This window comes from Thermus albus (assembly GCF_022760855.1).
GTDB classification, from domain to species: domain Bacteria; phylum Deinococcota; class Deinococci; order Deinococcales; family Thermaceae; genus Thermus; species Thermus albus.
In genome coordinates this window covers 84,818-111,626 of record NZ_JAKTNR010000004.1, presented here as the reverse complement: position 1 = coordinate 111,626, position 26,809 = coordinate 84,818, and the positions used below count along the sequence as shown (strand labels likewise).

Annotated in this window: 33 protein-coding genes; 16 read left to right on the top strand and 17 right to left on the bottom strand. The window is 64.8% G+C overall.

The annotated features are described in order from the left end of the window. The first annotated feature begins 48 nt into the window (after positions 1-48). Genes L0D18_RS05885 through L0D18_RS05870 form a run of 4 tightly spaced genes read left to right on the top strand, consistent with a single transcriptional unit; the run spans position 49 to position 2,926 of the window. Positions 49-588, top strand: coding sequence for a TRAP transporter small permease subunit (locus L0D18_RS05885; RefSeq protein ID WP_243027952.1), 540 nt, complete (start codon positions 49-51; stop codon positions 586-588). Next, positions 585-2,084: a TRAP transporter large permease gene (locus L0D18_RS05880; RefSeq protein ID WP_243027951.1), complete on the top strand. Its 1,500-nt coding sequence runs from the start codon at positions 585-587 to the stop codon at positions 2,082-2,084. The genes L0D18_RS05885 and L0D18_RS05880 overlap by 4 nt, the downstream gene beginning before the upstream one ends. 16 nt (positions 2,085-2,100) lie before the next feature. Then, the gene (gene moaC / locus L0D18_RS05875; RefSeq protein ID WP_243027950.1) at positions 2,101-2,580 is read left to right on the top strand and encodes a cyclic pyranopterin monophosphate synthase MoaC; all 480 of its coding nucleotides are present in this window, start codon (positions 2,101-2,103) and stop codon (positions 2,578-2,580) included. 25 nt (positions 2,581-2,605) lie between these two features. Next, positions 2,606-2,926: a NifB/NifX family molybdenum-iron cluster-binding protein gene (locus L0D18_RS05870; protein ID WP_243027949.1), complete on the top strand. Its 321-nt coding sequence runs from the start codon at positions 2,606-2,608 to the stop codon at positions 2,924-2,926. Here L0D18_RS05870 and L0D18_RS05865 read toward each other — a convergent pair. The 8 genes from L0D18_RS05865 to L0D18_RS05830 all read right to left on the bottom strand — a co-directional run bounded on the left by L0D18_RS05865 (position 2,913) and on the right by L0D18_RS05830 (position 10,401). Continuing rightward, positions 2,913-3,869, bottom strand: a complete 957-nt coding sequence (locus L0D18_RS05865) for a hypothetical protein (RefSeq protein ID WP_243027948.1) — start codon at positions 3,867-3,869, stop codon at positions 2,913-2,915. The two genes, L0D18_RS05870 and L0D18_RS05865, sit on opposite strands and share 14 nt — an antisense overlap. Before the next feature lie 81 nt (positions 3,870-3,950). Further along, a complete protein-coding gene (locus L0D18_RS05860; RefSeq protein ID WP_243027947.1) occupies positions 3,951-4,379 on the bottom strand; it encodes a c-type cytochrome in 429 nt (142 codons plus the stop codon). 27 nt (positions 4,380-4,406) lie between these two features. After that, entirely contained in the window at positions 4,407-5,477 is a 1,071-nt protein-coding gene (locus L0D18_RS05855; protein ID WP_243027946.1) for a TIGR04053 family radical SAM/SPASM domain-containing protein, read from the bottom strand. Between the two features lie 38 nt (positions 5,478-5,515). Beyond that, positions 5,516-6,514, bottom strand: coding sequence for a DUF4139 domain-containing protein (locus L0D18_RS05850; RefSeq protein ID WP_243027945.1), 999 nt, complete (start codon positions 6,512-6,514; stop codon positions 5,516-5,518). Then, on the bottom strand, positions 6,511-7,125 hold the full coding sequence (locus L0D18_RS05845; RefSeq protein WP_243027944.1) for an MBL fold metallo-hydrolase: 615 nt from the start codon (positions 7,123-7,125) through the stop codon (positions 6,511-6,513). Before L0D18_RS05845 ends, L0D18_RS05850 begins: the two co-directional genes overlap by 4 nt. Continuing rightward, on the bottom strand, positions 7,112-8,959 hold the full coding sequence (gene dxs, locus L0D18_RS05840) for a 1-deoxy-D-xylulose-5-phosphate synthase (protein ID WP_243027943.1): 1,848 nt from the start codon (positions 8,957-8,959) through the stop codon (positions 7,112-7,114). The genes L0D18_RS05845 and dxs overlap by 14 nt, the downstream gene beginning before the upstream one ends. An 8-nt stretch (positions 8,960-8,967) precedes the next feature. Then, complete coding sequence (locus tag L0D18_RS05835; RefSeq protein ID WP_243027942.1) at positions 8,968-9,606, bottom strand: hypothetical protein; 639 nt, start codon at positions 9,604-9,606, stop codon at positions 8,968-8,970. Positions 9,607-9,738: 132 nt separating this feature from the next. After that, positions 9,739-10,401 carry a PspA/IM30 family protein gene (locus L0D18_RS05830; protein WP_243027941.1) on the bottom strand — a complete coding sequence of 221 codons (663 nt, stop codon included), beginning with the start codon at positions 10,399-10,401 and terminating at the stop codon, positions 9,739-9,741. 151 nt (positions 10,402-10,552) lie between these two features. Between L0D18_RS05830 and L0D18_RS05825 the strand changes: the two genes are divergently transcribed. Both L0D18_RS05825 and L0D18_RS05820 read left to right on the top strand, forming a co-directional pair. Continuing rightward, entirely contained in the window at positions 10,553-11,314 is a 762-nt protein-coding gene (locus L0D18_RS05825; RefSeq protein WP_243027940.1) for a hypothetical protein, read from the top strand. Beyond that, a complete protein-coding gene (locus tag L0D18_RS05820; protein WP_243027939.1) occupies positions 11,311-11,949 on the top strand; it encodes an outer membrane lipoprotein carrier protein LolA in 639 nt (212 codons plus the stop codon). Before L0D18_RS05825 ends, L0D18_RS05820 begins: the two co-directional genes overlap by 4 nt. Here the strand turns inward: L0D18_RS05820 and cysK are convergent. Beyond that, a complete protein-coding gene (cysK, locus tag L0D18_RS05815) occupies positions 11,946-12,860 on the bottom strand; it encodes a cysteine synthase A (protein ID WP_243027938.1) in 915 nt (304 codons plus the stop codon). The two genes, L0D18_RS05820 and cysK, sit on opposite strands and share 4 nt — an antisense overlap. A 129-nt stretch (positions 12,861-12,989) precedes the next feature. On the opposite strand from cysK, the gene L0D18_RS05810 reads away from it, so the two are divergent. The 3 genes from L0D18_RS05810 (at position 12,990) to surE (ending at position 14,593) form a co-directional block, all read left to right on the top strand. Further along, positions 12,990-13,457 (top strand): FKBP-type peptidyl-prolyl cis-trans isomerase, encoded by a 468-nt coding sequence (locus L0D18_RS05810; protein WP_243027937.1) that lies wholly within the window; start codon positions 12,990-12,992, stop codon positions 13,455-13,457. 123 nt (positions 13,458-13,580) lie between these two features. Then, the gene (locus L0D18_RS05805; protein WP_114313109.1) at positions 13,581-13,787 is read left to right on the top strand and encodes a cold-shock protein; all 207 of its coding nucleotides are present in this window, start codon (positions 13,581-13,583) and stop codon (positions 13,785-13,787) included. A 56-nt stretch (positions 13,788-13,843) separates the two neighbouring features. After that, complete coding sequence (gene surE, locus L0D18_RS05800; RefSeq protein ID WP_243027936.1) at positions 13,844-14,593, top strand: 5'/3'-nucleotidase SurE; 750 nt, start codon at positions 13,844-13,846, stop codon at positions 14,591-14,593. Here the strand turns inward: surE and L0D18_RS05795 are convergent. Both L0D18_RS05795 and L0D18_RS05790 read right to left on the bottom strand, forming a co-directional pair. Further along, positions 14,541-15,359, bottom strand: a complete 819-nt coding sequence (locus L0D18_RS05795) for an SAM hydrolase/SAM-dependent halogenase family protein (RefSeq protein ID WP_243027935.1) — start codon at positions 15,357-15,359, stop codon at positions 14,541-14,543. The genes surE and L0D18_RS05795 overlap by 53 nt on opposite strands. Positions 15,360-15,399: 40 nt before the next feature. Further along, the gene (locus tag L0D18_RS05790; RefSeq protein WP_243027934.1) at positions 15,400-16,851 is read right to left on the bottom strand and encodes a tetratricopeptide repeat protein; all 1,452 of its coding nucleotides are present in this window, start codon (positions 16,849-16,851) and stop codon (positions 15,400-15,402) included. Positions 16,852-16,901: 50 nt separating this feature from the next. Here L0D18_RS05790 and L0D18_RS05785 point away from each other — a divergent pair, with 50 nt between their 5' ends. Further along, positions 16,902-17,612, top strand: a complete 711-nt coding sequence (locus L0D18_RS05785) for a tetratricopeptide repeat protein (RefSeq protein WP_423247896.1) — start codon at positions 16,902-16,904, stop codon at positions 17,610-17,612. 2 nt (positions 17,613-17,614) lie between these two features. On the opposite strand, the gene ispF is transcribed toward L0D18_RS05785, so the two are convergent. Beyond that, positions 17,615-18,073 (bottom strand): 2-C-methyl-D-erythritol 2,4-cyclodiphosphate synthase, encoded by a 459-nt coding sequence (gene ispF / locus L0D18_RS05780; protein WP_243027933.1) that lies wholly within the window; start codon positions 18,071-18,073, stop codon positions 17,615-17,617. 16 nt (positions 18,074-18,089) lie between these two features. On the opposite strand from ispF, the gene L0D18_RS05775 reads away from it, so the two are divergent. Next, entirely contained in the window at positions 18,090-18,641 is a 552-nt protein-coding gene (locus tag L0D18_RS05775; RefSeq protein WP_243027932.1) for an HD domain-containing protein, read from the top strand. A gap of 36 nt (positions 18,642-18,677) precedes the next feature. Continuing rightward, entirely contained in the window at positions 18,678-18,998 is a 321-nt protein-coding gene (locus L0D18_RS05770; protein WP_243027931.1) for an FUN14 domain-containing protein, read from the top strand. Between the two features lie 2 nt (positions 18,999-19,000). Here the strand turns inward: L0D18_RS05770 and L0D18_RS05765 are convergent, their stop codons facing one another. After that, positions 19,001-19,981 carry an asparaginase gene (locus L0D18_RS05765; RefSeq protein ID WP_243027930.1) on the bottom strand — a complete coding sequence of 327 codons (981 nt, stop codon included), beginning with the start codon at positions 19,979-19,981 and terminating at the stop codon, positions 19,001-19,003. Next, positions 19,978-20,259, bottom strand: a complete 282-nt coding sequence (locus tag L0D18_RS05760) for a DUF309 domain-containing protein (protein ID WP_243027929.1) — start codon at positions 20,257-20,259, stop codon at positions 19,978-19,980. The genes L0D18_RS05765 and L0D18_RS05760 overlap by 4 nt, the downstream gene beginning before the upstream one ends. 22 nt (positions 20,260-20,281) lie before the next feature. Between L0D18_RS05760 and L0D18_RS05755 the strand changes: the two genes are divergently transcribed. The 3 genes from L0D18_RS05755 to L0D18_RS05745 are packed head-to-tail and all read left to right on the top strand — an operon-like array spanning position 20,282 to position 22,414. Next, on the top strand, positions 20,282-21,091 hold the full coding sequence (locus L0D18_RS05755) for an ABC transporter substrate-binding protein (RefSeq protein WP_243027928.1): 810 nt from the start codon (positions 20,282-20,284) through the stop codon (positions 21,089-21,091). Further along, a complete protein-coding gene (locus L0D18_RS05750) occupies positions 21,078-21,713 on the top strand; it encodes an ABC transporter permease (RefSeq protein ID WP_243027927.1) in 636 nt (211 codons plus the stop codon). The genes L0D18_RS05755 and L0D18_RS05750 overlap by 14 nt, the downstream gene beginning before the upstream one ends. Next, the gene (locus L0D18_RS05745; RefSeq protein ID WP_243027926.1) at positions 21,710-22,414 is read left to right on the top strand and encodes an ATP-binding cassette domain-containing protein; all 705 of its coding nucleotides are present in this window, start codon (positions 21,710-21,712) and stop codon (positions 22,412-22,414) included. The genes L0D18_RS05750 and L0D18_RS05745 overlap by 4 nt, the downstream gene beginning before the upstream one ends. On the opposite strand, the gene L0D18_RS05740 is transcribed toward L0D18_RS05745, so the two are convergent. Then, complete coding sequence (locus L0D18_RS05740) at positions 22,411-22,920, bottom strand: ubiquitin-like small modifier protein 1 (protein ID WP_243027925.1); 510 nt, start codon at positions 22,918-22,920, stop codon at positions 22,411-22,413. The genes L0D18_RS05745 and L0D18_RS05740 overlap by 4 nt on opposite strands. A 64-nt stretch (positions 22,921-22,984) precedes the next feature. After that, the gene (locus L0D18_RS05735) at positions 22,985-24,808 is read right to left on the bottom strand and encodes an aldehyde ferredoxin oxidoreductase family protein (RefSeq protein ID WP_243027924.1); all 1,824 of its coding nucleotides are present in this window, start codon (positions 24,806-24,808) and stop codon (positions 22,985-22,987) included. Positions 24,809-24,941: 133 nt separating this feature from the next. Between L0D18_RS05735 and L0D18_RS05730 the strand changes: the two genes are divergently transcribed. Next, complete coding sequence (locus L0D18_RS05730) at positions 24,942-25,850, top strand: carbohydrate kinase family protein (RefSeq protein ID WP_243027923.1); 909 nt, start codon at positions 24,942-24,944, stop codon at positions 25,848-25,850. On the opposite strand, the gene L0D18_RS05725 is transcribed toward L0D18_RS05730, so the two are convergent. Then, positions 25,839-26,798, bottom strand: a complete 960-nt coding sequence (locus L0D18_RS05725; protein ID WP_243027922.1) for a quinone oxidoreductase family protein — start codon at positions 26,796-26,798, stop codon at positions 25,839-25,841. The genes L0D18_RS05730 and L0D18_RS05725 overlap by 12 nt on opposite strands. Positions 26,799-26,809 lie beyond the last annotated feature (11 nt).

Sequence of the window (26,809 nt, the reverse complement as noted above, 5' to 3'; positions counted from 1 at the left end):
GGCTAGCGTCTCTTTGTAGGATGGGGCGGGTTTCAAGGGGGGTTGGGAATGCGGCTTCTCCTAGGTCTTTCTAGAGCCATAGATGCCCTTACCGAGGTGGTGGGAAAGGTAACCGTGTGGCTGGTGCTTTTGGTGGCCCTCCTTTCCGCGGGTAACGCCATTATGCGCTACGGCTTCAGCTACAGTTCCAACGCCTACCTCGAGGCCCAGTGGTACATGTTCAGCCTCATCTTCCTCCTGGGCGGGGCCTACGCCTTGAAGCACAACGCCCACGTGCGCATTGACCTCGTCTTTGGTCGCTTCTCCAGGCGCACCCAGGCTTGGATTGACGTGGTGGGGACGGTGTTTTTCCTCCTGCCCATGGCCGTGGGGGTGATCTACCTCTCCTGGCCTTGGGCCCAGAGCTCCTTCCTGGGGAGGGAGATGTCCCCCGACGTGGGCGGTCTTCCCCGCTGGCCCATCAAGCTGGCCCTGCCCTTGGGGTTTGCCCTGCTGGCCCTGCAGGGCATTTCTGAGCTCATCAAGCGCCTCGCCTACCTCACGGGGCATCTGCAACTCCAAGAGGAGGAACGGGAGGTGCTGGAATGAACCTGGAAAGCCTCATGCCCCCCCTGATGTTTTTGGCCTTGGTGGTGTTCTTGCTCTCCGGCTACCCTGTGGCCTTCTCCTTGGGGGCGGTGGGCATCGTGTTTGGCTTTTTGGGCATAGCCTTGGATATCTTTCCTGCCCCCCTCCTGAAGGCCATGCCCGACCGGATCTTCGGCATCATGTCCAACCAGCTCCTCCTGGCCGTTCCCTTCTTCACCTTCATGGGGATCATCCTGGAGAAAAGCGGCCTGGCCGAAGACCTTCTGGACACCATGGGGAAGCTCTTCGGGCCCCTTAGGGGGGGCTTGGCCCTAAGCGTGGTCTTTGTGGGGGCCATCCTGGCGGCCACCACGGGTGTGGTGGCCGCCAGCGTCATGGCCATGGGCCTTATCTCCTTGCCCATCATGCTCAAGTACGGATATAACCCCCGGCTAGCTAGCGGGGTTATCCTGGGCTCGGCCACCCTGGCCCAGATCATCCCCCCCAGCGTGGTCCTCATCGTGCTTTCGGACCAGCTTGGGGTTTCCGTGGGGGATATGTACAAGGCGGCCCTGATTCCCGCTGGGCTCACCGTGGGCCTTTACTTTCTTTACGTGATCTACGTGGCCCTTTTCCGTCCCACATGGGCCCCAGCCCTTCCCCTCGAGGCCCGCCCCGATGCCGGCAAGGAAGCCCAGGCGGCCTTTGCCTTGCTCTCCTACCTGCTCGTGGGGGTGGGGGCCTATGCCGTAGGGCGCTTTTTGCCTGCCTGGGCGGAGTGGCTGGAGGTCCTCCTGGCCTTGGGGGTCTGGTCCCTGGTGCTCCTTCCTTGGATCCGGAAAAACCCCCTTCTCAGAAGGGCCCTTCTTTCCATGGTGCCCCCCCTGGTCCTCATCTTCCTGGTCTTGGGCACCGTGCTCATCGGCCTGGCTACCCCCACCGAGGCCGGGGCCATGGGGGTGGTGGGGGCTTTGATCCTGGCGGCTTTGAACAGGAGGCTTTCCTTTAAGGTCCTCTACGGGGCCATGGAGGGCACGGCCAAGCTCACGGCCTTCGTCATCTTCATCCTCATCGGTTCCACCCTCTTCAGCCTGGTCTTCCGGGGGGTGGATGGGGACCTTTGGGTGGAGGGCTTCCTCACGGGCCTCCCGGGGGGCGAGGTGGGGTTCATCCTTTTCGTGATGGTGCTGGTGTTCCTGCTGGGCTTCTTCATAGACTTCTTTGAGATCGCCTTCATCGCCTTGCCCCTTTTGGCCATCGGGGCCGAGGCCTTGAACATAGACAAGCTCTGGTTCGGCCTCCTGGTGGGGGTGAACCTGCAGACCTCCTTCCTCACCCCACCCTTCGGCTTCGCCCTCTTCTACTTGCGGAATGTGGCCCCCAAGGAAGTAAAGACCGCGGATATCTACCTGGGGGGTATTCCCTTCATCGGGCTACAGCTTCTGGTTCTCCTCTTCGTTTACTTCATGCGGGAACCCATCCTGCGCTTTGTGAGCGGTATGGGTTTTGGGGGGTAGGCCCTAGACTGGGGGTATGGACCTGACCCACTTCAAGGACGGGAAGCCCCACATGGTGGACGTGACGGCGAAAGCGGCCACCTTCCGCACCGCCACCGCCGAGGCCTACGTGGAGCTCACGGAGGAGGCCCTGGCCGCCTTGGAAGGGGGCGGGGTGGGGAAGGGGGATCCCCTGATGGTGGCCCAGCTTGCGGGCATCATGGGGGCCAAGAGGACCTCGGAACTCATCCCCCTCTGCCACCCCTTGCCCCTCACCGGGGTGGAGGTGAGGGTGGAGCTGGAAAAGGAGGCCAAAAGGGTACGCATAGAGGCCACGGTGCGCACCAAGGCGGAGACCGGGGTGGAGATGGAGGCCCTCACCGCCTGCGCCGTGGCGGCCCTCACGGTTTACGACATGCTGAAGGCGGCCTCCAAGGGGCTCGTCATCTCCCGGGTGCAGCTTCTCTACAAGGCAGGGGGGAAGAGCGGGGAGTGGCGGCGGTCCGGGACCCCATAATACCCCAGGGGTGTATACTTGGGCCATGCGCGTGGCCATCGCCCTAGCCAAAAACGATGACCAGAAGGTGTACCCGGGCCCCTTTGGGCATGCCCCTCGCTTTGCCATTTACGAGCTTGGGCAGGGAGGGGAGGCGCACCTCCTCGAGGTCCGGGAAAACCCTTACGCCGCCATGGAAGGCGGCAGGAAGCACGAGCTCATGCGGGAGCTTCTTGGGGATGTGGACCTGCGGGTGGGGGCCCGTTTTGGCCACGGGGGGTCCATGGGGGCCTTCCCCATGGCGGAGCGCCTGGAGGTGGGGCCGGTCAGCGTGGCCGAGGCCCTAAACCGGCTTAAGGCCCGCTGAAATAGCGCTTTAGGAGCTCCCGGGCTTCGGGCGGCAGGGGGGTGCGCTCCAGGTACACCTCTACCCCTCGGCGCACCTCCTCGGGCGGACGCCCTTCCCCCCAAGGGGAGGGAAGGTCCTGGCCGCTTCCCTCGCGGCCTGGTCCCAAGAGCCCTTCCCTCTGACCGGTGGCCTCGGGAAAGGGCAAAGGGACGGGAGCCTCCACCTTTGGGGAAGGCCCTGAGGTGCCCGGGGTGGGGGTGCCCGCCCCCTGAGGCTTTCCCGGTTCCTGCTGGGAAAGGCCCGGACTGGTCCTCGATCCCCCTTGCCCGTCTGTGGGCGCTGGAGTTCCCCCCTCCCCTGGGGCCTGAGGGGAAGCCTCGGGCGGGGTCAGGGAAGGTTCCTGGGGGCTAGGCCCTGGGGCTTGGCCATCTTGGGGGGTTGGGGCGGGTTGGCTCTGGCCGGTTTCCGTCCCTTGGGGGTTTCCTGGGGAATCCGGGGCTGGGGTGGTCTTCCCGGGTGAGGACCCAGGCCCTTCGGCCGGTTTACCCCTATCCGGGGAGTCCTGGGGGGTTGCAGGGCGCTCGAGTCCGGGAACGAACCCGAAGGGGTGGGCTTCCCTGGGGGGAAACCCCGCCCACGAGGCCAGGGCCAAGGCCAGGAGGACCAGGTAGCCGACGAGCAAGCCCAGGGGAAAGGGGGGAAGGGGGATCTGCACCTTGCGGGCCTCCTGCCAAAGCCGCTCCTCCCCATAGGCCAAGGCGGTGGGATAGGCCAGGCTGGCCCGGGCGATTTCCCGTAGCGCCCGCCCTTCCCAAAGCCGGGCGGGAAGCAGAAAGGGCAGGAGGGAGGCCAAGGCGAAAAAGGGGTGCAAAAGGCCAAGGAGGGCCAAGGGGATGGCCAAGAGGAACCGGTAGCGCCAAGCCAGGCGCCTTGCGTAGAAAAGGTGGAACCCAGGCTCCACGACAAATCCATTATCCCCACTTCTGGGGTGGGAAAAGGTGGCCCGGGGCCTAAAGGCCCCGGGGGGAGGGAGTACGCCGGTCTACTTGACCGGGGGACGGGACTTGAGGACCTCCTGGGGGGACCTGGCCTTGGCCCTTTGCGCCTTCACCTCCTCGGGGCTGATGGGCTTGGCCTTGGATTTGGCAAAGGTGGTGAGGATGTAGTTCAAGAGATTAGCCACCTCCGGGTCCTTAAGCTGGCGGAAGGGGGGCATGACCCCGTTATAGGTCTTTCCCTCCACCGTCAGGCTTCCTTGGAGGCCGTAGAGGACTACCCGGATCAGGTATTCCCGGCCCCCCTTAGCCTGGACCACCTTGTCCAGATGGGTGAGGGGAGGGAAGGCTCCGGGAACCCCCTGCCCATTGGCCAGGTGGCAACTTTGGCAGTTGGCGGAATAGAGCTTGGCCCCAGGGCTTTGCGCCAGGGCTAGGGAACCCAAAAATACCAACAGAATAAGCCCGCGCTTCATGGTTCCATGATAGGGAACTTCCCTTCCTTAGGCCAGGGGCATTTGTCCTAGGCCTTTGGGGAGGTGGGCGCACCGGGGGTCCGAGGCCAGGTGGTCCCCGGTTTCCGCCCAGGCGCGGGCCCGGCTTCCCCCGCAAACCTCCCGGTACTCGCAGACCCCGCACTTGCCCTTAAGGAGGGCTTTGTTGCGAAGCTCCAGGAAGAGGGGGCTATGCCGGTAGATCTCCAGAAGGGGCTTCTCCCGCACATTCCCAGCGGAAAGGGGCAGGAAACCGGAGGGGTAGACCTCCCCCGTGGAGGAAACGAAAACGAAACCAAAGCCGTCGGAGAGGTGCACCCCCCGGCCCTCCCCCACCAAGGCCCCGTCCTCACCCCCTTCCCGTCTCCGGCGCTCCAGGGCCACCCGGCGGAACATGGGGCCTTCCGTGGTGCGCACCTTAAAGGGGTAGCGGCGGGAAAGGTCGTAAAGAAGGTGCATCACCTCCTCGTATTCTTGGGGGGAAAGCTGCTCTAGAAGCGCTCCCCGGCCCACAGGAACCAGGAAGAACACCTCCCAGGTGGCCACCCCTTTCGCCGCCAGGATCTCGGCGATGCCGGTGAGTTCCCCCTTGGTCCTCCGGGTCACGGTGGTGTTCACTTGGGTCATGAGGCCCACCTCCCGGGCCCATTCCAGGGCCTTAAGGGCCCGGGCAAAGGTGCCGGGAACGCCCCGGAAGCCATCGTGGCTTTCCGGTGTGGCCCCGTCCAGGGAGATGGCCATCTGGTGGACGGAAAGCTCCTTGAAGCGGGCCACCACCTCCCGGGTGAGCCGGGGGGTGACGGCGGGGGTGATGCCCACCTTGAGGCCCAGGCGTTTGGCCTCCTCCAGGAGGAGAAACAGGTCGGGCCGGGCCAAAGGGTCACCCCCCGTGGGCAGGAGGATGGGCTTCGGGGTGTAGCTGGCCAGCTCCTCCAAGAGCCTTAATCCCTCCTCGGTGGTGAGCTCCCCGGGCAAGGGGTCGGGTACCGCCGACGCCCGGCAGTGCTGGCAGGCGAGAAGGCAGGCCCGGGTCATTTCCCAGGCCACCAGGAGGGGGAAGCGGTGCAGGTCGGGTTTCATGTCCAAAGCATGGGCCCTCGAGGCGGGGGCAGATGTCCCTAGCGGGGGAGGGTGAGGCGGTAGGTGAGGGTGCGGGTTTCCTGGGGTTTCAAGGCCAGTTCCAGGCGGTACCCCTGGGGAAGGAGGCTGGCCCCGGGGAAGTCCAGGCGGAAGGGCTGGGGGAAGGTTTCCGAGAGGAGGAGGGTGATGGGGTAGGGGTAGGGGTTTTTGAAGCGGGTTTCCACCCGGTAGGTGGCTTCTTTTTCGCTTTGGCCCAGCAGGCTCACCGTCCGTTCCAGCCGGCCCTCCAGGTCCCGTCCCAGCCACACCTCTGCCACCTCCCCCTCAGGGGTAGCGGGAAGCACGGCCTGCCCCAGGAAGAAGCCTTCCTCCACCACCTCCAAAGTCCCCGGCGCCAGGGGGAAGGGGGCCTTGAAGCGGTAGCCCCGTTCCAGGGCCAAAAACCTGTCCGTGCGAAAAGGCCCCTGATAGCGAAGAAGCCGGCTGGGGTCCACCCGGGCCTTGAGGGCGGGGATCTCCGTGGTCCCAGGTTCTAGCCTTCTGGCTGGGAGCCCATAGCGGAAGAGGCCAAAAGGGCTTTCCCCTAAAGGAGCGGCCTCCGCAAGAGCCCGCATGGGTAGGCCCTTGGCCTCGGCCAAGCCCAGCAGGGGGGCCTCCCCCGCGAGAAGGGTGAGCTTTCTGGCCTCCATGGGCCCTCCCTCCAGCCTAAGCCGGGCCCAGAGGGTGAGGGTGGCCCCTTCCAGGGTGTAGAAGACCTCCCCGGAAAGCCCGGTGTAGAGGTAGCGCAAGGTGGCGGGGCCCTCTCCTTGGTAGCGGAAGAGGACCGCTCCGCCTTGGTAGACGCGCTCTATCTCTTCCACGCCGAGAAGCCTGAACGACCCCGGTACCACCCGGGTAAGCCTCTCCCCGCCCAGGTAGACCCAGGCCCCAGGGGGAAGGACCACAGGTTCTTTAATCTCCGCAAAGCCCGGGTAGACCACCACCTCCTGGGCCAGGGTGGAAAGGCTTAGGAGAACGAGGGCTAAAAGCCTTTTCATACCCCTAGTCTAAGGGCCAAGGCCTCCACTTCCTTCCGGGAGAGGGGTTTACCATGGCCCACATAGACCTTCTCCGCCCCCAGGTCCAGGATTTTGCGCACCGTCCTTTTGGCCAAGGCGTGATCCTCGTTGATGAACCGGGGGGGAAGGCCGTGGCCCCTTAAGGCGTCTCCGGCGAGGAGGAGGCCATCCCGGAAAAGCCCCACCTGCCCTAGGGTGTGGCCGGGAAGCGCCACCACCCTCCACCCCAGGATCTCCTCCCCTTCCTCCACCGGCCTTAAGGCCTCCCGGGGAAGGGGTGGGGCCAGGTTGGCCAACCAGGAGCCCAAGAAGGGGATGGGCAAGGGGGGCCTGGGCTTTTCCTTAAGGAGATACGGCCACTCCCGGGGATGGGCCAGGATGGGAAGGCCAAACCTTGCCCAAAGGGCCCGGGCGCCGCCCGCGTGGTCCAGGTGGTGGTGGGTGAGGAAAAGGAGCCTGGGGGGTTCCTGGAGAAGTCTAAGAAGTCTTCCCGCCTCCCAAGGGAGCCCGGCATCCACCAGGAAATACCCCCCTTCTGCGGGAAGGCGATAGAGGTTGGCGGCAAAGCGCAAGGTCTCAGGCCCGCTCATGGAGGGGAAGGATGCCCATCTCGGCCAAGGCTTCCCGGATGCCCCGGGCGTCTATGCCCGCCTGGCGGTGGAGGCTCGGGATAGGACCATGTTCAAAGAAGCGGTCGGGAAGGGCTAGGACCTTCACCTCGGGCTTTAAGCCCATCTCGTTAAGGGCCTCGAGGACCGCGCTGCCAAACCCCCCCATCCCCTGGTGGTCCTCCACGGTGAGGAGCTTGTAGCGGGCAAGCGCCTTTAGCATCTCCCGGTCCAGGGGCTTGAGGAAGCGGGCGTTCACCACCCCAATCCGGGGGTCGTCTTGGGCGGCCTCGAGGGCGTACCGCAAGGTCTTGCCAAAGGCCAGGATGTAAACCTCGGTGCCCTCCTTGAGCACCTCCCACCGGCCCCAGGCCATCTCCGGCCAGCTGCCCTCGGGAACCCGCTCCACATTGTCCCGGGGGTAACGGATGGCCACTGGGCCCCCGATCTCCAGGGCCTTTTTCAGCATGGCCCTGAGCTCCAAGGCGTCCTTGGGAGCGGCGATTTGCAGGTTGGGGATGGTGCGCAGGTAGGCGATGTCAAAGACCCCGTGGTGGGTGGCCCCATCCGCCCCCACCAGCCCGGCCCGGTCTATGGCGAAGATGACGGGAAGGCCTTCTATGGCCACGTCGTGGATCACCTGGTCGTAGGCCCGTTGCAGGAAGGTGGAGTAGATGGCCACGATGGGCTTTAGGCCCCTTAAGGCCATGCCTGCCGCCACCGTCACCGCCACGTCCTCGCAGATGCCCACGTCCAGGTAGCGCTCGGGGTGCTCCAAGGAGTAGCGCACCAGCCCCGAGCCCTCCCGCATGGCCGGGGTGAGGACAAAGAGGCGGGGTTCCAGGTGGGCCAGCTCCGTGACCGCATCCCCGAAGGCCTGGCTCCAGGAGTAGCCTTTGGAGACCTTTTCCGGCCTAAGGGGGTCAAAGCCGGAAGGCCCATGCCAGTAGATGGGGTCGGCCTCCGCCACCTTGTAGCCCTTGCCCTTCTTGGTGACCACGTGGAGGAGGGTGGGGCCCTCCAGCTCCTTCAAGTGTTCCAGGATGTGGATGAGCCCCTTAAGGTCGTGGCCATCCACGGGGCCCACGTAGCGGATGCCCCAAGCATAAAAGGGGTTTTCCTGATGGAGGATGAGCTTGGCCGCCTCCTTGGCCCGGTCCACCAGGCTGAAGAGCCTAGGGGAGATCTGTTCTAGGATGCTCCGGCCCAGCTTCTCAGCGTCCTGCACCCACTTTCTGATCTGTAGCTCCTTGAAGTACTTGTTGAGGGCCCCCACGTTTTCCGAGATGCTCATCTCGTTGTCGTTCAGAACGATGAGCATCCTCTTGCCCAGCTCCCCGATCTTGTTGAGGGCAGCCAGGGCCATCCCCCCAGTAAGGGCCCCGTCCCCAATCACCGCCACCACGTGGTAGTCCTCCCCCTTTAGGTCCCGGGCGATGGCCATGCCCAGGGCGTTGGCCAAGGAGGTGCTGGCGTGGCCGGCGGTGATGGCGTCGTGCTCCGACTCGGAGACCTTGGTGAAACCGGAAAGCCCCCCTTCCTGCCTCAGGGTGTGGAAGCGGTCCTTACGCCCGGTGACCAGCTTGTGGGCGTAGGCCTGGTGGCCCACGTCAAAAAGGATGCGGTCCTTTGGGGACTGGAAGACTCGGTGCAGGGCCAGGATGAGTTCCACCGCTCCCAAGGAGCTTGCCAGGTGGCCGCCGTTTTGCGCCGTGACCCGGATGATCTCGCTACGGATCTCCTCGGCCAGCTCCAGGAGCTCCTCGAGGCTCAGACCCTTAAGGTCCTCAGGGCTATTCACCTTGTCCAGTACCATCTTTCCCCCTAGAAGTTCTTCTCCACCAGGATGCGGCCTTCCCGGGTGCGCACCTCCCCCACCCGGGGAACGAACCAGACCTCCCGCGCATCCTGGCCGCGCTCATCCTGATACACCTGACGGATCCGGTACACCCGGAAGACCCCCGCGGGCAGGCGTACCTCCCGCTCCTCCAGCACCTCCATGGAGTAGCCCAGGCCGCCTTGGGCCAAGGGCTCCCGCCCCCCAGGGGTGAGGAGTTCCACCCGCACCGTCACCTTACCCCCCCAGCGGTAGCCCGGGCTCAGGAGGGCTTCCGGCGGGTACTCCAGGATGGGCGGGGTGAAGACCACCCGGGCCGAAGGGTCCTGGAAGCCTAAAAGCCGCACGCCAAAGGCCCCCACCTGCCGGTAGTAGACCCTATCCTCCCCCCGGCCAAAGCTTCGGTAGCGTAAGGCCTCCTGCCCCTCATAAAGGGCCGGGCCTTCCGCCCGCACCCGGTAGGGCGGGGCGGAAAGGGCTTCCCCCTCGGGCACATACACCCACTCCAGCCCCGTGGTGGCGGGGTAAAAGCCCGTTTCCTTCAGGAGAGGGCGGGCCTCCTGTGGGGTAGCCTGGGGGACGCAGGCGGAAAGGAGGAGGGCAAGGGCCATAAGGTTCCGCCTCATGATAGGGAGTTTACCCCTTAGGTCCCGTGGGCCGGCCCACACTTTTTGCCTCAGTCTAAGCATGGCCTATAGGGCGCTTCCGCAAAGGGCCCAAGCGGGGAGGGTCTAGGGGGAGTATTGGGGGTATGCGGCCTAGGCCTGGCCCAGTTCCCGCTTGAGGCGAAGGAGTTCTTCCTCCACCTCCCTGTCAGCGGATAGGGCGGCGAGCTCCTTGTCCAGGTCCTGGCCGTCCAGCTCCTTAAGGGCCTCGTGCCGGTCCTCCATGGCCAGGATGCGGGCCTCCATTTCCTCAAAGGCCTCGAGGGCCGGGTGCTGATCCAGCCGGGACTCCATGCGCCGCACGGCTTCGGCGGCCTCCACCCCCTTCTTGCGGGCGAGGAGGAGTTTCTTGCGGGCCTCCGCCTCGTCTATTTTGGCCTCCAGGGCCTTGAGCTGGGTCATGAGGCGCTCAATAAGGGCCCTTTGCTCCTCCGCCTGCTGTTTGAAGCCCTCGGCCAGGTCCAAAGCCCTTTTCCTGCGCCTAAGGGCCTCCTTGGCCAGGTCCTCGCGGCCGGCCTTAAGGGCCTCCTTGGCCTTTTCCTCCCAAAGGGAGGCTTCCTTAAGGTGGCTTTCCACCTCCCGTTCCAGGCGCTTGCCCTCGGCCATGGCGGCGGCCACCCCTTCCCGGGCCTCCCTTAAGGCCCCTTTCATGTCCTCCAGGGCCTGGTTGATGATCTTCTCCGGGTCCTCGGCCCGGCGCAGAAGGTCGCTGAGGTTGGCCCGGATGAGGCGGCTTAGACGGTCTAGTAGGTTCATGGTTGCCTCCCAAGTTGATTATGCCATGGTCCGCGGCCCTGTCCCTTGACCCATCTGGGAAAGGGGGGATAAGGTGCGGAAACGGGACCCTCTTCGGAGAGGGCGAGGGCTCCTCTCAGGGAGGATTCCCGAAGTTCATAGGGGTGATGCTATGGGGCAGGCTTGGTGGGTTGGGGTGGTGTTCCTGGGCTTGGCCCTGGCCCAGGGGCGCCTCGAGGCCGGGGTCTATGGAGTCCCTGGGGCCTTGGCCTCTACCCTGGAAGCGGGTTTCACCCTGGAGCCCGGAGAGGCCTTCCTCAGGCTCCAACTGGGACAGGAAACCCGTGGGGCCTTGGGCTTTTCCTCCAGCCTGGCCTTGGGACCCTTAGGGTATCTGGCCTATGGCCTGCAAACCGAGGCAGGAACGGGGGGGCTTGGGGGAATGGCCTTTGCCGAAGGGGGCGCCGGCCCCTTGGCCCTAGCGGTGCGGCTCGGCTACCGCCCGAAGGGGCTTTTCCCCCTGTTCCCCGAGGAGGGGGTGTTCGGCCGGCTCTCCTTGCGCTACCGGCTGGTGCCCAAGGAGGTGATGGGGTTTCTTTGGGAAGGGGGCGAGAACTCCCGGGCCGAGGTGAGCTACGCCCTGAGGGAGGGGGCCACCTACACCTTGGGGGCGGGTGTTTCCGGCCTTCCCTACCTCCTTTTGGGCTGGAAGGGGGAAGTAGGGGAGGGGATGGAGGTCCTGGACCTCTCCTTGCGCCTGGGGGGGCTAAACCGCCTGGAGGCCGGGCTTTACTTAGGGGAGGCTAGCCTTTTCCTCACCCTTTCCTATCCCTGGGCGGCTAGCCTCGGGGTGTGGCTTGGGGACCTGGGCTTGGAAGGAGGGTACAGGGAAGCCCCTTACGCCTGGGTCCGGTATGCCTGGAGGTGGCCATGAAGGCGATGTCCTGGGGAATCCTGTTGGTGCTGGCGACGGCCTTGGCCCAGTCCGTGGGCGAGATCCTGGACCGGGTGGAGAAGAACCTGCAAGACCCCTGGCAGGCGGTGGTGCAGGGCGAGATCCAGGGGCCTGCGGGCCGGGAGGAGCTCCGGGCCCGGGTCCTGGCCATCCCCAAGGAGAACCTTTTCCGCATAGAGTTTCAAAAGCCTGGCTCCTTGGAGGGCAACTTCACCGTGATCACGGAAAAAGAGGTCTGGAACTACCTCTACCTCACCAACCAGCTCGTCATCAGCCCCAAGGAGAAGGCCCAGGTGCAGGGCTTGGGGTTTAGCCCTCAAGGCCTTGGGGACCTCGTGGCCCTTTCCCAGCGGGTGAGCCTGCGCCTTGTGGGGGAGGAGCGCCTGCCGGAGGGCATGGCCTGGAAACTTGTGGGCCAGGCCCAGGAGGGCCAGGGCTTCGCTAGCCTGGAGCTTTACATCTTGAAGGCGGACCCTAGGCCCGTGCGCTTCCTCTTCCGGGATGAGGCGGGGAAGGTTCTGGCGGACCTTAGGGTGGTGGAGTTCAAGCGGACCCCTTTGCGCCCCCAGGACCTCAAGCGCTACCCCAAGGACGCCCAGGTGCTGCGCCGCTAGGGTTCGGCGTAGAGGAGGGTAGAGAGGTACTTCCAGCCCCCATCGGGGCTGATGCAGGCTACCCTTTTGCCAGGGCCTAGCTCCCGGGCCACCTCCAGGGCCGCCCAGAGGATGCCCCCGGAGCTCATCCCCAGGAAAAGCCCCTCCTCCTTGGCCAGGCGCCGGGCCAGGGGGAAGGCATCCTCCTCCCAGACCTGGATGACCCCATCCAGAAGGGAAAGGTCCAGGTTTTCCGGGATGAAGCCCGGGCCCATGCCCTGGAACTGGTGTTGCCCCATCTTGCCCCCGGAGAGGACGTTGGAGCGGGCGGGCTCCACGGCGATCACCTTCACCCCGGGGAGCCTCTCCTTCAAGTACCGCCCCACCCCGGTGATGGTCCCCCCGGTGCCCGAGCCGTAGACGAAGGCGTCTATACGTCCTCCTAATGCGGCAAAGAGCTCCGGTCCCGTGGTTTCGTAATGGGCGCGCACGTTGGCGGGGTTGGCGAACTGGTCGGGCATGAAGGCCCCAAGCTCCTCCTTAAGGCGCAAGGCCTCCTCCCGGGCGGCCAGCATCCTGCGGCTGGGGTCGGTGAGGACCAGCTCCGCTCCAAAGGCCTTGAGGACCCGCTTCCTTTCCTCGGACATCTGGGCGGGCATGGTGAGGATCAGGCGGTAGCCGCGGCTGGCGGCGATCATGGCCAGGCCGATCCCCGTGTTCCCGCTGGTGGGCTCCACGATGACCTGGCCCGAACCGGGGCGGAGGAGACCCTTTTCCTCGGCATCCCGGATCATGTACCAGGCGGGGCGGTCCTTGATGGACCCTCCGGGGTTTTGTCCTTCCAGCTTCACCCAGACTTCGGCCATTTCCGGCTCCACCACCTTAAAAAGCTGCACCGTGGGAGTTTTGCCGATGATGGCTTCCACCCGCATACCCCCACTATAGCCTTTGGCAAGAAGGGGAAAGGCCCCTTGGGTACAGGAAAAGAGCCGGGCATCTTTCCTGGGGGAAAGAGGTCTGCTAGGCTAGAAGGAGCAAGCTCGGCTTGCGAAAGGGTGACCATGAAGGTTGAACAAGATAAGGTGGTAACCATCCGTTACACCCTCCAGGTGGAGGGGGAGGTGCTGGACCAGGGGGAACTTTCCTATCTGCACGGGCACGGCAACCTGATCCGGGGCCTCGAGGAGGAGCTGGAAGGCCGCATGGAAGGGGAGAGCTTCCGGGCTAGCGTGCCCGCGGAAAAGGCCTATGGCCCCCGCGATCCCGAAGGGGTGCAGGTGGTGCCCCTCTCCGCCTTCCCCGAGGATGCGGAGGTGGTGCCTGGGGCCCAGTTCTACGCCCAGGACATGGAGGGGAACCCCATGCCCCTTACCGTGGTGGAGGTCCAGGGGGAGGAGGTCACCATTGACTTCAACCACCCCTTGGCGGGCAAGGACCTGGACTTTGAGGTGGAGGTGGTGAGGGTACGCGAAGCCACCCCGGAGGAGATCCTCCACGGCCACGTGCACGAGGGCGGGCATCACCACTAAGCCTCGAGGGGTTTTCCAAGCCCCAAGGCCCCTCGCGGTTTTGGGGCTTGACTTTTTGACCTGGCCGTGGGATAGTAAGGAGTCCCTGGAAAACCAGATGGGTTTGAGGGATGAAGGAGAAGCATGAAGAAGGGTACGGTTAAGTGGTTCAACGCGGAAAAGGGTTACGGGTTCATCCAACAGGAAGAGGGTCCGGATGTGTTTGTGCACTTTACGGCCATTGAGGCTGAGGGTTTCCGCAGCCTGAACGAAGGGGACCGGGTGGAGTTTGAGGTGGAGCCCGGCCGGGGCGGCAAGGGCCCCCAGGCCAAGAAGGTCCGCCGCCTCTAGAAGATTCCTCCGTCCAGAAGGCCCCTTCGGGGGCCTTTTTGTTTTAGGCTTGGGGTATGCGCATCCTGGTTTCCAACGACGACGGCATCTTCTCTCCCGGAATCAAGGCCTTGGGCCTGGCCATGCGGGAGCTGGGCCAGGTGTATGTGGTGGCCCCCGATGTGGAGCAGTCCGCGGTGGGCCATGGCATCACCGTAAGGCGCCCTTTGCGCTTCAAACACACCGCCAGCGCCGGCTTTGGGGAGATCCCCGCCTACCGGGTGGACGGCACCCCCGCCGACTGCGTGGTATTGGGAGTGCACCTTCTAGGCCGGCCTGACCTTTTGGTCTCCGGCATCAACATCGGGGTGAACCTGGGCTTGGACCTCACCCATTCGGGCACGGTGGCCGCTGCCTTGGAGGGTACATCCTTGGGCATTCCCTCCATCGCCTTCAGCCTGGATACCTCGGGGGAGGAGTTGAACTTTTCCTTGGCGGCGGAATGGGCGGTAAAGATCGCCCGCCTGGTGCTACAAAAGGGGCTTCCTAAGGGAGTTCTTCTCAACGTGAACTTTCCCGCGGGGGTGCCCAAGGGCCTCATGGTCACCCGGCTTTCCACCCACCACTGGGAGGACACGGTGGTGGAACGTCTGGACCCCGAGGGGAAGCCCTATTACTGGATCGCCGGCACCCCGGTGGGGGAGGAGGAGGAGGGCACGGATCTCCATGCGGTGCGGCGGGGGTACATCTCCATCACCCCGGTGAGCCTGGACTTCACCGCCTTGGACCTTCTGGAGGAGGTGGGGCGCTGGGTGGAGGAGCCATGACCACGGGCGTCCCCTCCCTTAGCCCCAGGGCCTCCTGGGCGCTCCCTCCGTTGATGCCGATCTCCAAAAGCCCGGCGCTTCCCAGGTAGGCCACGGCCTCGCCTTTTTCCACGTCGGCAAAGGTCTTGCGGATGGGGATCCTCTTCCCCGCCACCTCCACAAACCCCCCTAGGGGGGCCCTGAGAAGGGTGGTGATGGCGTTGCCAAAGCGGTCAAAGGTGAGGACCTCCCCTTGGGGTCCTGGGGTAAGGGAGAGGGGGAGGCGCACCAGGTCCCGTACGGGCACCTCCGGTCCGAGCCCTTCCGGAGCCAGCCCCATGGCCAGGTGGGCCGCGGCGGGGGCGAAGAGGTCGCGGCCGTGGAAGGTGTGGCCCCCCGGGGCCCAGCCTGGCAGGGGGAGGATGCCCTTGGGGCTTGGGGGGGAGATGCGGGCGATCTCATGGGCTCGGATGGGTGGGTCCAGGAGCCAGGCCAGGGTGAAAAGGCCGTTGTCGGGCCCCACGTAAAGGCGCCTTCCCAAAGCGGCGATGGCCCGCCTCCTTGTGCCCACCCCGGGGTCCACCACCGCCAGGATCACCCCGCCTTCGGGCAGATAGGGCACAGCCTCAAAGAGGGCATAGGCCGCCCGGCGCAGGTCCTGAGGAGGAAGGGCGTGGGACAGGTCCAGGACGGGCACCCCGGGGGCCTTTTCCCAGAGAACCGCCTTCACCACCCCCACGTAGGGGTCCTCGAGGCCAAAGTCGGAGAGGAAGAAGATGGGACGCATATTCTTGAGGGATTCCCGACCCGACCAAGCCGGGGTGGCCTTAAAAGGCCCGAAGCCAGGGGGCGGGGAAGAGGGCCAGGATCACCCCCGCCACCACCCAGCCCAGGGCTAGTCCCAAGGTGCCCTCCGCCCGCTCCTTAGCCCAAAGGAGCCCAGCCCCCAGGAGGATAAGGAGGAAGGTGGGCCCGGGCACGGCCAGGGCGAAGAGAAGGGCTGCCAGGTAGGGGTGGAGGTCCTTGTACCGCTCCCTGAGGACCAGGGGAACGAGGCCTCGGAAAAAGGGCTCCATGAGGGCCAGGCCCAGGAAGGCCAGGAGGTTTAGGGGCAGGGTGCCAAGCTCCAGGGCTTCCCGGATCCAGCCATAGAGGAAGAGGAGAAGGACCAAGGCCGGCCCCACCCAGAACCCTTCAATCCAGGTGGACCAGGAACCGAGCAGGTTAGGGAGGCGCTGGCGGAACCCCTTTACCAGCAAAAGGCTTGCGAAGAGGAGAAGACCATAGATGAGGTAAAGGTTGGGGAGGAGGAGGTCCTTCTGGTAGGGGGTGAAAAGGGCTAGGGCGTTGGCGAACAGGGTCTTTCCCAGCAAGGCGGCCAACAAAAGGGAGAGGAGGAGGCTACCCAGGAGGGTGAGGTAAAGGCTTCCCGGCCCCGGCAAGGGGTCCTCCACCACCTCGAGGGTGCGCAGGGGTTCGATGCGGCTTTCTCCCAGGAGCACGAGGAGCAAAAAGAGCAAAAAGACGAGAAGCCACGGCCAGGCCCTGGCCAGGAAGCGGGCGGGGAGGTTTTCCAGGGTGGCCAGCTGCCTTAAGGCGGCCTGCCCTCGGGAAAGCTGGCCCTGCCCCAGGTAAGCCAGGACCAGGAGGGAAAGGGCCTCGCTTTGCATCCGGGGCTGGGCGGAAAGCTCAGGGAGAAGCCCCTCCAAAAGGGGGATGGCCTCTTGGGGTTTGCCCGAAAGAAAGAGGAGGCGTCCCCTTTCCAGCCTTTCCCCCAGGGTAGGGCCCAGGACCTTTAGACCCTCCTGGGGATGTCCCAGGGCTAGGTAGAGCTGGGCCAGGAATAGCCGGGCTTCGGGGGTGGGGGGTAGGTTCTGGGCGAACCCCAAGGCCTCCTCGTACCGGCGAAGGGCCTTGAGGGCCTGGGCCTTTAGCAGGTTGGCCTCGGGTCCTGGAGGCAGGGAAAGCTTGAGGACCTCCGCGGCCTGGCCTTTTTGCAGGAGGATCCGGGCGCGAAGGAGCTGGGTCTCCGGTTCGTCGCCCAGTTGCCCCAGGTAGCTTTCCGCCTGCCCAAGGTCCCCCCTTTCCAGATGGATGCGGGTAAGGAGAAGAAGGCTTGGCCGGTGTTCGGGGTCGCTTTTAAGGGCCAGTTCGCAGGTGGCCTGGGCGCTTTCCAGGGCTCCTTGTTGGAAAAGCCGCTGGCAACGGGTGAAATAATCCTCGGCTCCCTGGGCCCATGCGGGGAGGCCCAGGAGCAACAATCCCAGGATAAGCCTCATGCCTTCCAGTTTACGCCGGGCAGGCTTTAGACCCGGTATAATCCCAGCGGGTGAGACCCGTGAAACACTGGATACCCTTTCTTTTGGTGGCGGCCCTTGCCTTGGGCCTGGCCCAGGCGCCGCAGGTGGCGGCCTTGCTGGATGCGGGGCGGTTTCAGGAGGCCTATGAGCTGGGCTTAAAGCAGGGTACCCCCGAGGCCCTGGCCTTAGCCGCCAAGGGAGCCAGCTTCTACGCCCTTTACCAGGCCAAGCCCGAGGAGAAGCGGGCCTGGTTTGAGAAGGCGGAGAAGGCCGCCTCCCAAGCCATCGCTAAGGCTCCCGATTTTCCCGAGGGTTACTTTGAGCGGGCCCGGGCCTTAGGACGGCTTTCCCAGTTCAAGGGGATCCTCGAGGCCCTGGCGGAAGGCCTAGCCCCTAGGATCAAAGGCGATCTGGAGAAAACCCTGAAGCTCAAACCCGACCACGCTGGGGCCATGGTGGCCTTGGCCCTATGGCACTTTGAGCTGGTGCAAAAGGGCTGGCTGGTGGCGGCCACCCAGGGGGCGGATGGTTCCCGGGTGGAACCCCTGATGAAAAGAGCCATAGAACTGGAACCGGAGGTCATCATCCACCGGGTGGAGTACGCCAAGGTGCTGGCGGCCTGGGGCAAGAAGGAGGAGGCGAGAAAACAGCTGGAAACCGCCCTCTCCCTTCCCGCCAAGACCGCCGCCGACCGCTACGACCAGGAGAGGGCCCGGCAGGAGCTGGCCAAGCTAAAATAAGCCTATTCCTCCAGGAGGACCACCGCCCGGGCCTGGACGTGCTCTGGGGCCAGCCCTTCGGAGGTTTTAAAAGTGAGGCCAATGCGGTCTAAGGGTAGGCGGAGGAGCCGGGAAAGGTTTTCCTGGAGGCCCTGCCGGTAGGGGGAAAGCTTGGGCTGGTCCAGGATGATGGCCAGGCTTACCTGGATCAGCTTTCCCCCCCTTTCCTCCACAAGGCGGAGGGCCTCCTTTAGAAAGACCTCGCTGCTGGCGCCTCGCCACGCGGGGTCGGTGTCGGGGAAGAGGAGGCCGATATCCCCGAGGCCATAGGCGGAAAGCAGGGCGTCGGTGAGGGCGTGTAAGGGAGCATCCCCATCGGAGTGGGCTAGGGCCCCGTGGGGGCTTGGGATCAAGAGGCCGCAGAGGTAGAGGGGCTTGCCCTTAAGAAGACGGTGGCTATCCTCCCCGTAGCCTAGGCGCATGGCTATACTTTAGGGCATGCCGAGCTTTGCGGAAGCCTTAGCCCTCATGGAGGCCTGGACGGAAAGCGAGTCCCTAAGGCGGCACATGCGGGCGGTGGAGGTGGCCATGCGGGCCTACGCCCGCCGCTTTGGGGGAGATGAGGAACTTTGGGCCATGGCCGGAGTCCTGCACGATATGGACTACGAGAAGTACCCCGACGAACACCCCTACCGGGGGGTGGAGGAGCTGAGGCGCCTGGGCTACCCGGAGGAGGTCTTGGAGGCCATCCTGGGCCACGCCTCCTATACGGGCGTACCCCGGAGGACCCTCATGGCCAAGGCCCTCTTCGCCGTGGACGAGCTCACCGGCCTCATCACCGCCGCGGTTTATGTGCGGCCAGACCGCTCCATCCTGGGCCTCGAGCTTCCAAGCCTCAAGAAGAAGTTCAAGGACAAGGCCTTCGCCAAGGGGGTGAACCGGGAAGAGATCGTCACGGGTGCGGAAGACCTCGGATTCACCCTGGACGAGCATATGGCCTTCGTTCTTAATGCCATGAAGGGGGAGGCCGAGCTTTTGGGCCTCAAGTAGTTGCCTTCCCGACCCCTATTCCGCTAGGGTGAAGGCGTGGAGCTACCCGACCTAAGCCCCTACCTGGGCCAGATGACCTTTGGCGGTTTGGCCGGGTATGCGGTGGGCTATGCCCTGAAGAAGGTGGGCCGGTTTTTGGCCATCATCCTTGGCCTTCTTTTCGTGGCTGTGCAGCTTTTGGCCCAGGCGGGTTATATCCAGGTGGACTGGACCCGCATCCAAAAGGACGTGGAGCCCCTCCTAAAGCAGCCCGGTTTGCAAAGCCTTTGGGAGAGGCTCCTTAACACCCTCACCTACAACCTTCCCTTTGGGGCCAGCTTCGTGGGGGGCCTGATCCTGGGCCTAAGGGCCGGTTAGCCCTAGAGCCAGGTGAGGTCAAAGCGGGCTTCCAAATGGCCCACCTCTAGCCCCCGATGGTTCCTGAGCTCCGGCCGGTCCCAAGGGGTGGGGCCGGGGTCCAGGCCCAAGAGGCGCACAAGGGCCACCACCGCCACCTCCCGGGCCTGGGCCGAGCCGTCTTCCACCTTAAGGGCGATGCCTAAGGGCCCATGGGGGCCTTCTAGGAGAGAGAGGCCATAGTAGCCGTCCGCACCCCGCTTGGCCACCACCGGCAGGCGCTCCATCAGGAGGGTGTCAATGCTTCCTGGCCCCGCCACCAGCTCAGGGTGGTGGCGCATGGCCTCCCGCACCCTCTTTAGGGCCTCTTGGTAGCTCCTGGGGGCCTCTTGGGGCGCTGCCAGCAGGTAAAAGGCCCGGGCGGCCCGGGAAAGGGGCAGGGCGAAGGTGGGGACGCTGCAGCCATCCGTGGCTATTTTCGGCTCCATGCCGGAAAGTTCCCGGAGGGTTTGGAGGTTGAGGCGTTGGGCGGGATGGTCTGGGCTTTCGTACCCTTCTGGGGAAGCCCCTAGGGCCAGGCTAACGGCCAGCATGCCTGCATGTTTCCCTGAGCAGTTGTGGTGAAGAGGGGTGGGGCTTAGCCCGGCTTCCTCCAGGGCCTTCCGAGCCTCTTTGGAAAAGGGAGGGTGCACGCCGCAGACCAAGGCCTCAGGGCCTAGGCCCAGCTTGGCCAGGAACCTCGAGGCCACCTCCACGTGCCGGGGGGTGCCGTCGTGGCTGGCGGTGGCCAGGGCCACCTCCTCCTCGCCAAGGCCAAAGCGTTCCACCGCTCCGGTGAGGTAAAGGGCCAGGGCCTGGAAGGGTTTGGCCGAGGAGCGCATATAGGTCCATAGCCCGGGGTTTCCCCCATAGGCTAAAAGCCCCTCCCGACCGTGGATGGCCAAGGAAACCCGGTGCCGGTTTTCCACCTCTTGACCGCGGTAGGCGTAGACCCAAGCGTTCACGCCCCAAGTCTACGCCGGGCCTCCTCCCATAGGGGCTGCCAGTTTAGGCCTAGATAAGGGGAAGGGAGGCCCTGAAGTTTGCCTTCCGCCTTCCTGAGGTTCCGCAAGCCGCCTCGCCCTTTTTCCGCCTGGTGCAAGGCTGCGGCCAGAAGTATAAGCCCCTGCAGAAAGCGCCGCTCTTCCCCTCGAGCCTCCCGCCAGACCTCCTCCAGAGCCTCATGGGCCTCAAAGTAACGGCCCTCCTGGAAAAGGTGCCAGGCCTGGCTCAAGGTTTCCACCCTTCCAGGCTAAACTCTTCCCATGCGCTTTATCCAGTCGGTGGTCCTCTTAATTGCCTTGGCCTCCAGCCCAGGCCTAAGCCTTAGGTTGGCCACCACCACCAGCGTCTACGACTCGGGGCTTTTGGATCGGCTTTTGCCAGCCTTTGCCAAGGCTGAAGGCCTACGGGTGGAGGTGTTGGCCGTGGGGACGGGGCAGGCCCTCCGGCTGGCTCAAAGGGGGGATGTGGATGCGGTTTTGGTTCACGCCCCCATCCTCGAGGGGGAGGCGCTACGCCGCGGCTTCATTGCCGAGCCCTTTTGTTTGGCGCAAAACGCCTTCCTCCTGGTGGGGCCACCCCAGGACCCTGCCCGGGTTGGGGAGGCGGGGAGTGTTTTGGAGGCTTTAAGGCGGATCGCCACCGCCAAGGCCCCCTTCGTTTCCCGGGGGGACCGCTCGGGTACCCACCTGAAGGAGCTGGAGCTTTGGCAAAGGGCAGGCCTAACTCCTAGGGGAGGTTGGTACCTGGAGTCGGGGGCGGGCATGGGCCAGACCCTGGTCCTGGCGGCAGAAATGGGGGCCTATACCCTTTCCGATCTGGCCACATACCTGACCGTGGGTCGAAAGAGGGGCCTGGTGGCCCTGTACCGCCGGGAAGACCCCCTTCTCCTGAACCCGTACACCTACTACCTGGTGCCCAAGGGGGCGAGGGTAATGGAGGCACGGGCGCTCCGTCGCTTCCTGGCCACCGAAGAGGCGGCCCGGCTGGTGGAGGGCTTGCAGGTGGAGGGAAGCCGCCTCTTTAAGCCCTTGAGGGGACGGTGTATCATCCCCAGGGGTGGAGGCCGCTGAGCTTTTAGAGATTTCCTTGCGGAGCCTTTGGGTGGCGGGCCTGGCCACCCTTCTCGCGGCCTTTCCCGCCGTGCCTTTGGGGCTTTGGCTGGCCTTAAGGGGAGGCGGGGGTCTTTTGGGTCGGATCCTCCTCTATGCGGGCCTTGCGCTTCCCTCCGTGGTGGTGGGGCTCTTCCTGTACCTCTTGCTTTCCCGTGCGGGGCCTTTGGGACCCTTGGGGCTCCTCTACACCCCTTACGCCATGGTGCTGGCGGAGGCGGTTTTAGCCTTCCCCCTCATTGCTGCCTTTCTCCTTTCCGGGGCCAGGGGCCGGGTGGAGGAGGTGCGGCTTTTGGTGAGGAGCCTGGGGGGTAGTGAGGCAAAGGTGCTCCCCACCTTGTTTTGGGAAAGCCGCCGCACCTTGGCCGCCGCCTTGGCGGCGGGGTTCGGTGGGGCCATCAGCGAGGTGGGGGCGGCTACCCTGGTGGGTGGGGATATCCGCCATCACACCCGGGTTCTCACCACGGCCATCGTGGTGGAAACCCGAAAGGGGGAGCTGGAAAGCGCCTTGGGCCTGGGTTTTGTCCTCCTGGGGGTGGCCCTGTTGGTCACGGCCCTCCTGGTTATCCTGGAGCGGGAATGAACCAGGTTGGGATCAACCCCGAAGGGCCCATCTTGGAGGCTGAAGGTTTGCTGTACCGCCACCTTGGTTTTCGCCTCGAGGTTCCCCATCTCGAGGTCCACCCTGGGGAGATCCTGGCGGTGCTGGGCCCTTCGGGAAGCGGCAAGACCACCCTTTTGCGCCTTCTGGCGGGCCTGGTTTCTCCAGAAAAGGGTCGGGTGGAAGGGGAATTCCGCGCCTATCTGCCCCAGACCCCTCCTCTTCTCAGGCGAAGCGTCCTGGAAAACGCCGCCTTCGGCCTCTGGCTTAGGGGTGTACCCCGGCGTCGGGCCCTGGCCCAGGCCGCTAGGATTTTGCCCCGGGTGGGCCTGGGGGATAAGGCTAGGCATCCTGCCCACCTTCTTTCCACCGGCGAGGCGGTGCGCCTGGCCTTGGCGAGAACGCTCTTGGTGGAGCCTGCGGCCTTACTCCTGGATGAGCCCACCGCTAGCTTGGACCCCGCCAACACCCTAAAGGTGGAGGCCTTGCTTCAGGAGGCGGCCCAAGAGGGCCGGGGTGTGGTCCTGGCTACCCATGACCTCTTCCAGGTGCGAAGGCTCGCCCATAAGGTCCTCTTCCTCCTCCGAGGCCAGGTGGTGGAAGAAGCTCCTGTAGACAGCTTTTTTAAAAGCCCAAAGGACCCAAGAAGCCAAGCCTTTTTGGAAGGGCGCTTACTTCCTTAGCCTCCACCCCGGGCGGCCGCCAGGTGGACCCGACCGTACCAGGCCTCGGCTTCTTCCCCTTCCACCTCCACCCGAAGCTGGCTTACGGAAAGGCTTCCTATCTTGAAGGGCTCTTCTTCTTGAAAGCGCACCGTGGCTCCAGGAAGGACATAGACCCCTTCTTCCACCTTTTTTCCGCCCCATTCCAGAAGGTACCTCTCCAAAAGCCAGGGGGGCAGGGCCCCAAAGCGCTGGACCAACCCTCCCCCCGCCACCGGGGGGAAGAGGTCCAAGGTGGCCTCCTCGGCCAAGGGGGTGGTGAGCCCTTGCAGGTAGCGCACATCCCGCCCATCCAGGAAGAGGGAGACCCCCTCGGACAACCCTTCCCCCTCAAAGAGCTCCGCCCTTAGGGCAGGATAAGCCCGCACCAGGGCTTCCAGGACCTCCCCCACGGTTTTGCCTTCCACCAGGACTTGGCTTTGGCCTGTAAGGTCGCGTAAAGTGGCGTATAGGTTCACCTTGGGCATGGCTTGAGTCTAATACCACCCCACCCCGGCTTGCGCCAGGGTGGGGGCCCGCACAACAAGGGTATTAGTCGGCGGCGTGGGAGAGGATGCCCAGGGCCTGGAGCTTGGCGGGGGGCACCACGCCCTTCTCCCAGCCCCTTTCCCGGTAGTACTCCTCCAACATCTGTTCCAGCTCGGTGAGCTGGCCCTTGGAGCCGGCGCAGTCGGAGGGTTCCTTCAGGAAGCGCTCGGGCAGGTAGTCGGAGCCTTCCCCATGGCCTGCCAGGTTGTTGTAGTAGCGCTCCAGGTTGTAGATGCGCTCCCCGATGAGGAGGATCTCCTCGGGGGTCACGGGCCGGCCCCAGTAAGCGGCAAGCTGCTTGGCGTACTCCTCGAGGCCCTCGGCGAACTGGCTGAACTTGCAGAGGTCCAAGGAGTCGGTGAAGGCGGAAAGGTCTTGGAATAGCTTGGTGAGCTTGCCCTTGCCCTCCCAGGCCAGAGGGTCGGTCTTGTAGGGCACGCCCAGGATCTCCGAGGCCGGGGTGTAGGCCCTAAGGTGGCAGGCCCCCCGGTTGGAGGTGGCGTAGGCGATGCCCATGCCCTTAAGGCCGCGGGGGTCGTAGGCGGGAATGGACTGGCCCTTGACCTCGAGGGAAAGCTCGGGATGGCCGATGGCCTTGGCAAAGCGCGCCGGACCCTCCGCCAGGCTGTCCCCTACCCCCCGGCGGTGGGCGATGGCCTCAAGGATGCGGATCTCCCCCTCCTTGTCGCCGAAGCGAATCCCATCGTGGCCTTGGTAGTAGCCCTTCTCCGTGGCCTCCATGAGGACGGCGATGGCGTTTCCGGTCTCTATGGTGTCCATGCCGTAGGCGTTGCAGAGGTAGATGGCGTAGCCCGTCCAGTCGGTGTCCGTGCTCCCCACATGGGCGCCTAGGGCCCAGGCGGATTCGTACTCGTAGGATTCAAAACGGATGGCCTTGCCGTTGAGGTGCACCTCCACCATCTTCTTGCAGGCCACGGGGCAGGCGTGGCAGGTGTTGTCCTTGATGAGGCGGTGTTCGCGGACGTACTCCCCGGAGATGGTCTCCACCCCCTCAATGCAGGTGTGCTGGCCGTTGAAGGTGGGGAGGGCCCCCATGACGTTGCAGATGTTCATGAGCACGTTGGTACCGTAGACGGAAAGCCCACCCTTTTTGGGGGCGGTCACGTTCTTGGGGTCGTTGATGGTGGCCGAGGCCTGCTGGTCCGCCTCCCGCCATAGCTCGGGGTCCTTGGGCTGGGGCATCTTCTCCTGCTTGCCCACCACCACAATGGCCTTGAGCTTCTTACTTCCGGCCACCGCCCCGGTGCCGCCCCGGCCTGCGGCCCTTTCGTCGCTATTGATCCAGTTGGCGAAGCGCACCAGGTTTTCCCCGGCGGGGCCGATGGCCATCACGTCGGCGTCCTCCCCATGCCGTTCCCTTAGGATGCGGTGGGTCTCGTGGGTGGTCTTGCCCCAGAGGTCGGAGGCGTCGTGGAGGGTGACCTCCCCGTCCTTGACCAGGAGGTAGACGGGTTTTTCCGAGGCCCCCTTGATGAGGAGCCCGTCAAACCCCGCCCATTTCAGCTTGGCTGCGGTCCAGCCCCCCATGTGGCTGTCGGTGACGGTGCCCGTGAGGGGGCTTTTGGTGACCACGGCCAGCCGCCCCGACATCTTGGCCCGGGTGCCGCTCAGGGGGCCATTCATGATGCAAAGGAGGTTATCGGGACCCAAAGGATCCACCTTTGGGCCGTTTTCAAACACGTACTTGACCCCCAGGCCCCGGCCCCCCACGTACATCTCCAGGTCCTTGGGGTCGGGGGCAAAGTACTCCACCTGGCCGCTGGAGAGGTTGATACGGGCAAGCCTATGCGCATATCCGCCAAGCATCTGCCACCTCCTTCTGGGCTTTAGGAAAGCACGCCCATAGCCGGGGGAATCGCACGATACTGCCCAGGTTCTTGGGGATTATACCACGGGGCCCCAGGGGGATTGTAAAGGGGATGACAGGCATAATGGAGCCATGCTGGCCCTAGCTGGGGAGGTGCTGGTGGACCTGGTTTTGGAAGGCCAGGACCCCTTGCGCTTCTCTGGGGTTTTAGGGGGCTCGGTGTTGAACACCGCCACCACCCTAGCCCGCCTCGGCTTTCCCGTGCGCTTCCTCTCGGAGGTGGGGGAGGACTGGGTTTCCGCCTGGGGCGAGGAGGAGATGCGAAGGCGGGGTCTAGGGTTGAGGCTTTTCCGCCATCCGGCCCCCATGCCCTTGGCCCTGGTGCGGCTGGATAAGGAGGGGAACGCCAGCTATAGCTTTCACCGCCCCTTCCGGGAGCCCTACCATCCGGAGCCAGGGAGCCTAAAAGGGGCCAAGACCTTTCATTTCGGCTCCCTCTTCGCCCTCGAGGACCGCACGGAGGAGGGCTTGGGGCTTCTTCTAGAGGAGGCGGAGGGGGAAGGGGCCCTCCTCTCCTATGACCCCAACCTCCGCCACCCCCCTACCCCCAAGGAGCGAAAGCGGATGGAAGCCTACCTGGCCCGGGTGGACCTGCTGAAGCTTTCCCTGGAGGACGCAAAGCTGCTTTTCCCCCAGGACCCCGTGGGGGCGGTGAAGGCCCTGGATCCACCCTTAAGGGTCCTCACCCTGGGGGAGGAGGGGGCGATGGCCTTCTTGGGGGAGGAGGAGGTGCGCCTTCCTGGGAAACGGGTGGCGGTAAAGGATACCGTGGGGGCAGGGGATAGCTTCGCTGCTGGGCTTCTCGCCCTTTTGCTCAAGAGGGGTTTCGGGAAGGAAAACCTATCCCGCCTGTCCCTGGAGGACCTCAGGGATATCCTGGAGGGCTCCATCGCCCTTTCCGCCCTGGCCTGCACCGTGCGGGGGGCCTACCTGCCGGAGGAGGGGCTTAGGGCCTGGAAGAAACGCTATTTAGGGGATTAGGAGGACCTTACCCGTGGTCTTTCGGCCTTCTAGGGCTTCGTGGGCCTCCCTGGCCTTTTCCAGGGGGAACTCCGCCCCGATGCGCACCTTAAGCCACCCTTCCCGAATGGCCTGGAAGACCTCCCCCGCCCGCCATAGGAGTTCTTTGCGGGTGGCGGTGTAGTGGTGGAGGGTGGGGCGGGTGAGGAAGAGGCTTCCCTTGCGGTTCAGCACCTGGGGGTCCATGGGGGGCACGGGCCCCGAGGACTGGCCAAAGAGGACCAGATAGCCCCGAGGCCTCAAGGCCTCGAGGCTCCCCTCAAAGGTGCTCTGCCCCACCCCGTCGTAGACCACGTCCACCCCCCCTCCCGAAAGGGCCTTCACCCCCTGGGCAAAGCCCTCGTAGGGGAGGGCGTGGTCGGCCCCGGCCTCGAGGCAAAGGGCCCGCTTCTCCTCCGTGCTGGCGGTGGCGTAGACCGTGGCTCCTAAGTGCTTGGCCCACTGGATGAGAAGGAGCCCCACCCCTCCGGCCCCCGCGTGCACCAGCACCTGGTCCCCGGGCTTCACGGGGTAGGTGCTCTTCAGGAGGTAGTGGGCGGTCATGCCCTGGAGGAGGCTGGCCGCCGCCAGCTTGGGGTCAAGCCCCTGGGGCACGGGCACCAGCCTTTCCGCCGGCACCACCTGGTACTGGGCATAGGCACCTTGCACGTTGGCGAAGGCCACCTTGTCCCCGGGGCGCACCCCCACCACCCCTTCCCCCACCTCCTCCACCACCCCGGCCCCCTCCTCCCCCAGGGTGAAGGGAAGGAGCATGGGGTAGAGGCCTTGGCGCTTGTAGGTGTCAATGTAGTTGACCCCGATGGCGAGAAGCCTGACCAGAACCTCCCCCGGGCCCGGCTTGGGGATGGGGAGGTCCTCGAGGGTCAAGACCTCAGGGCCGCCCGCTTGGTGCACCCGTATGGCCTTCATGGCTTCAGTCT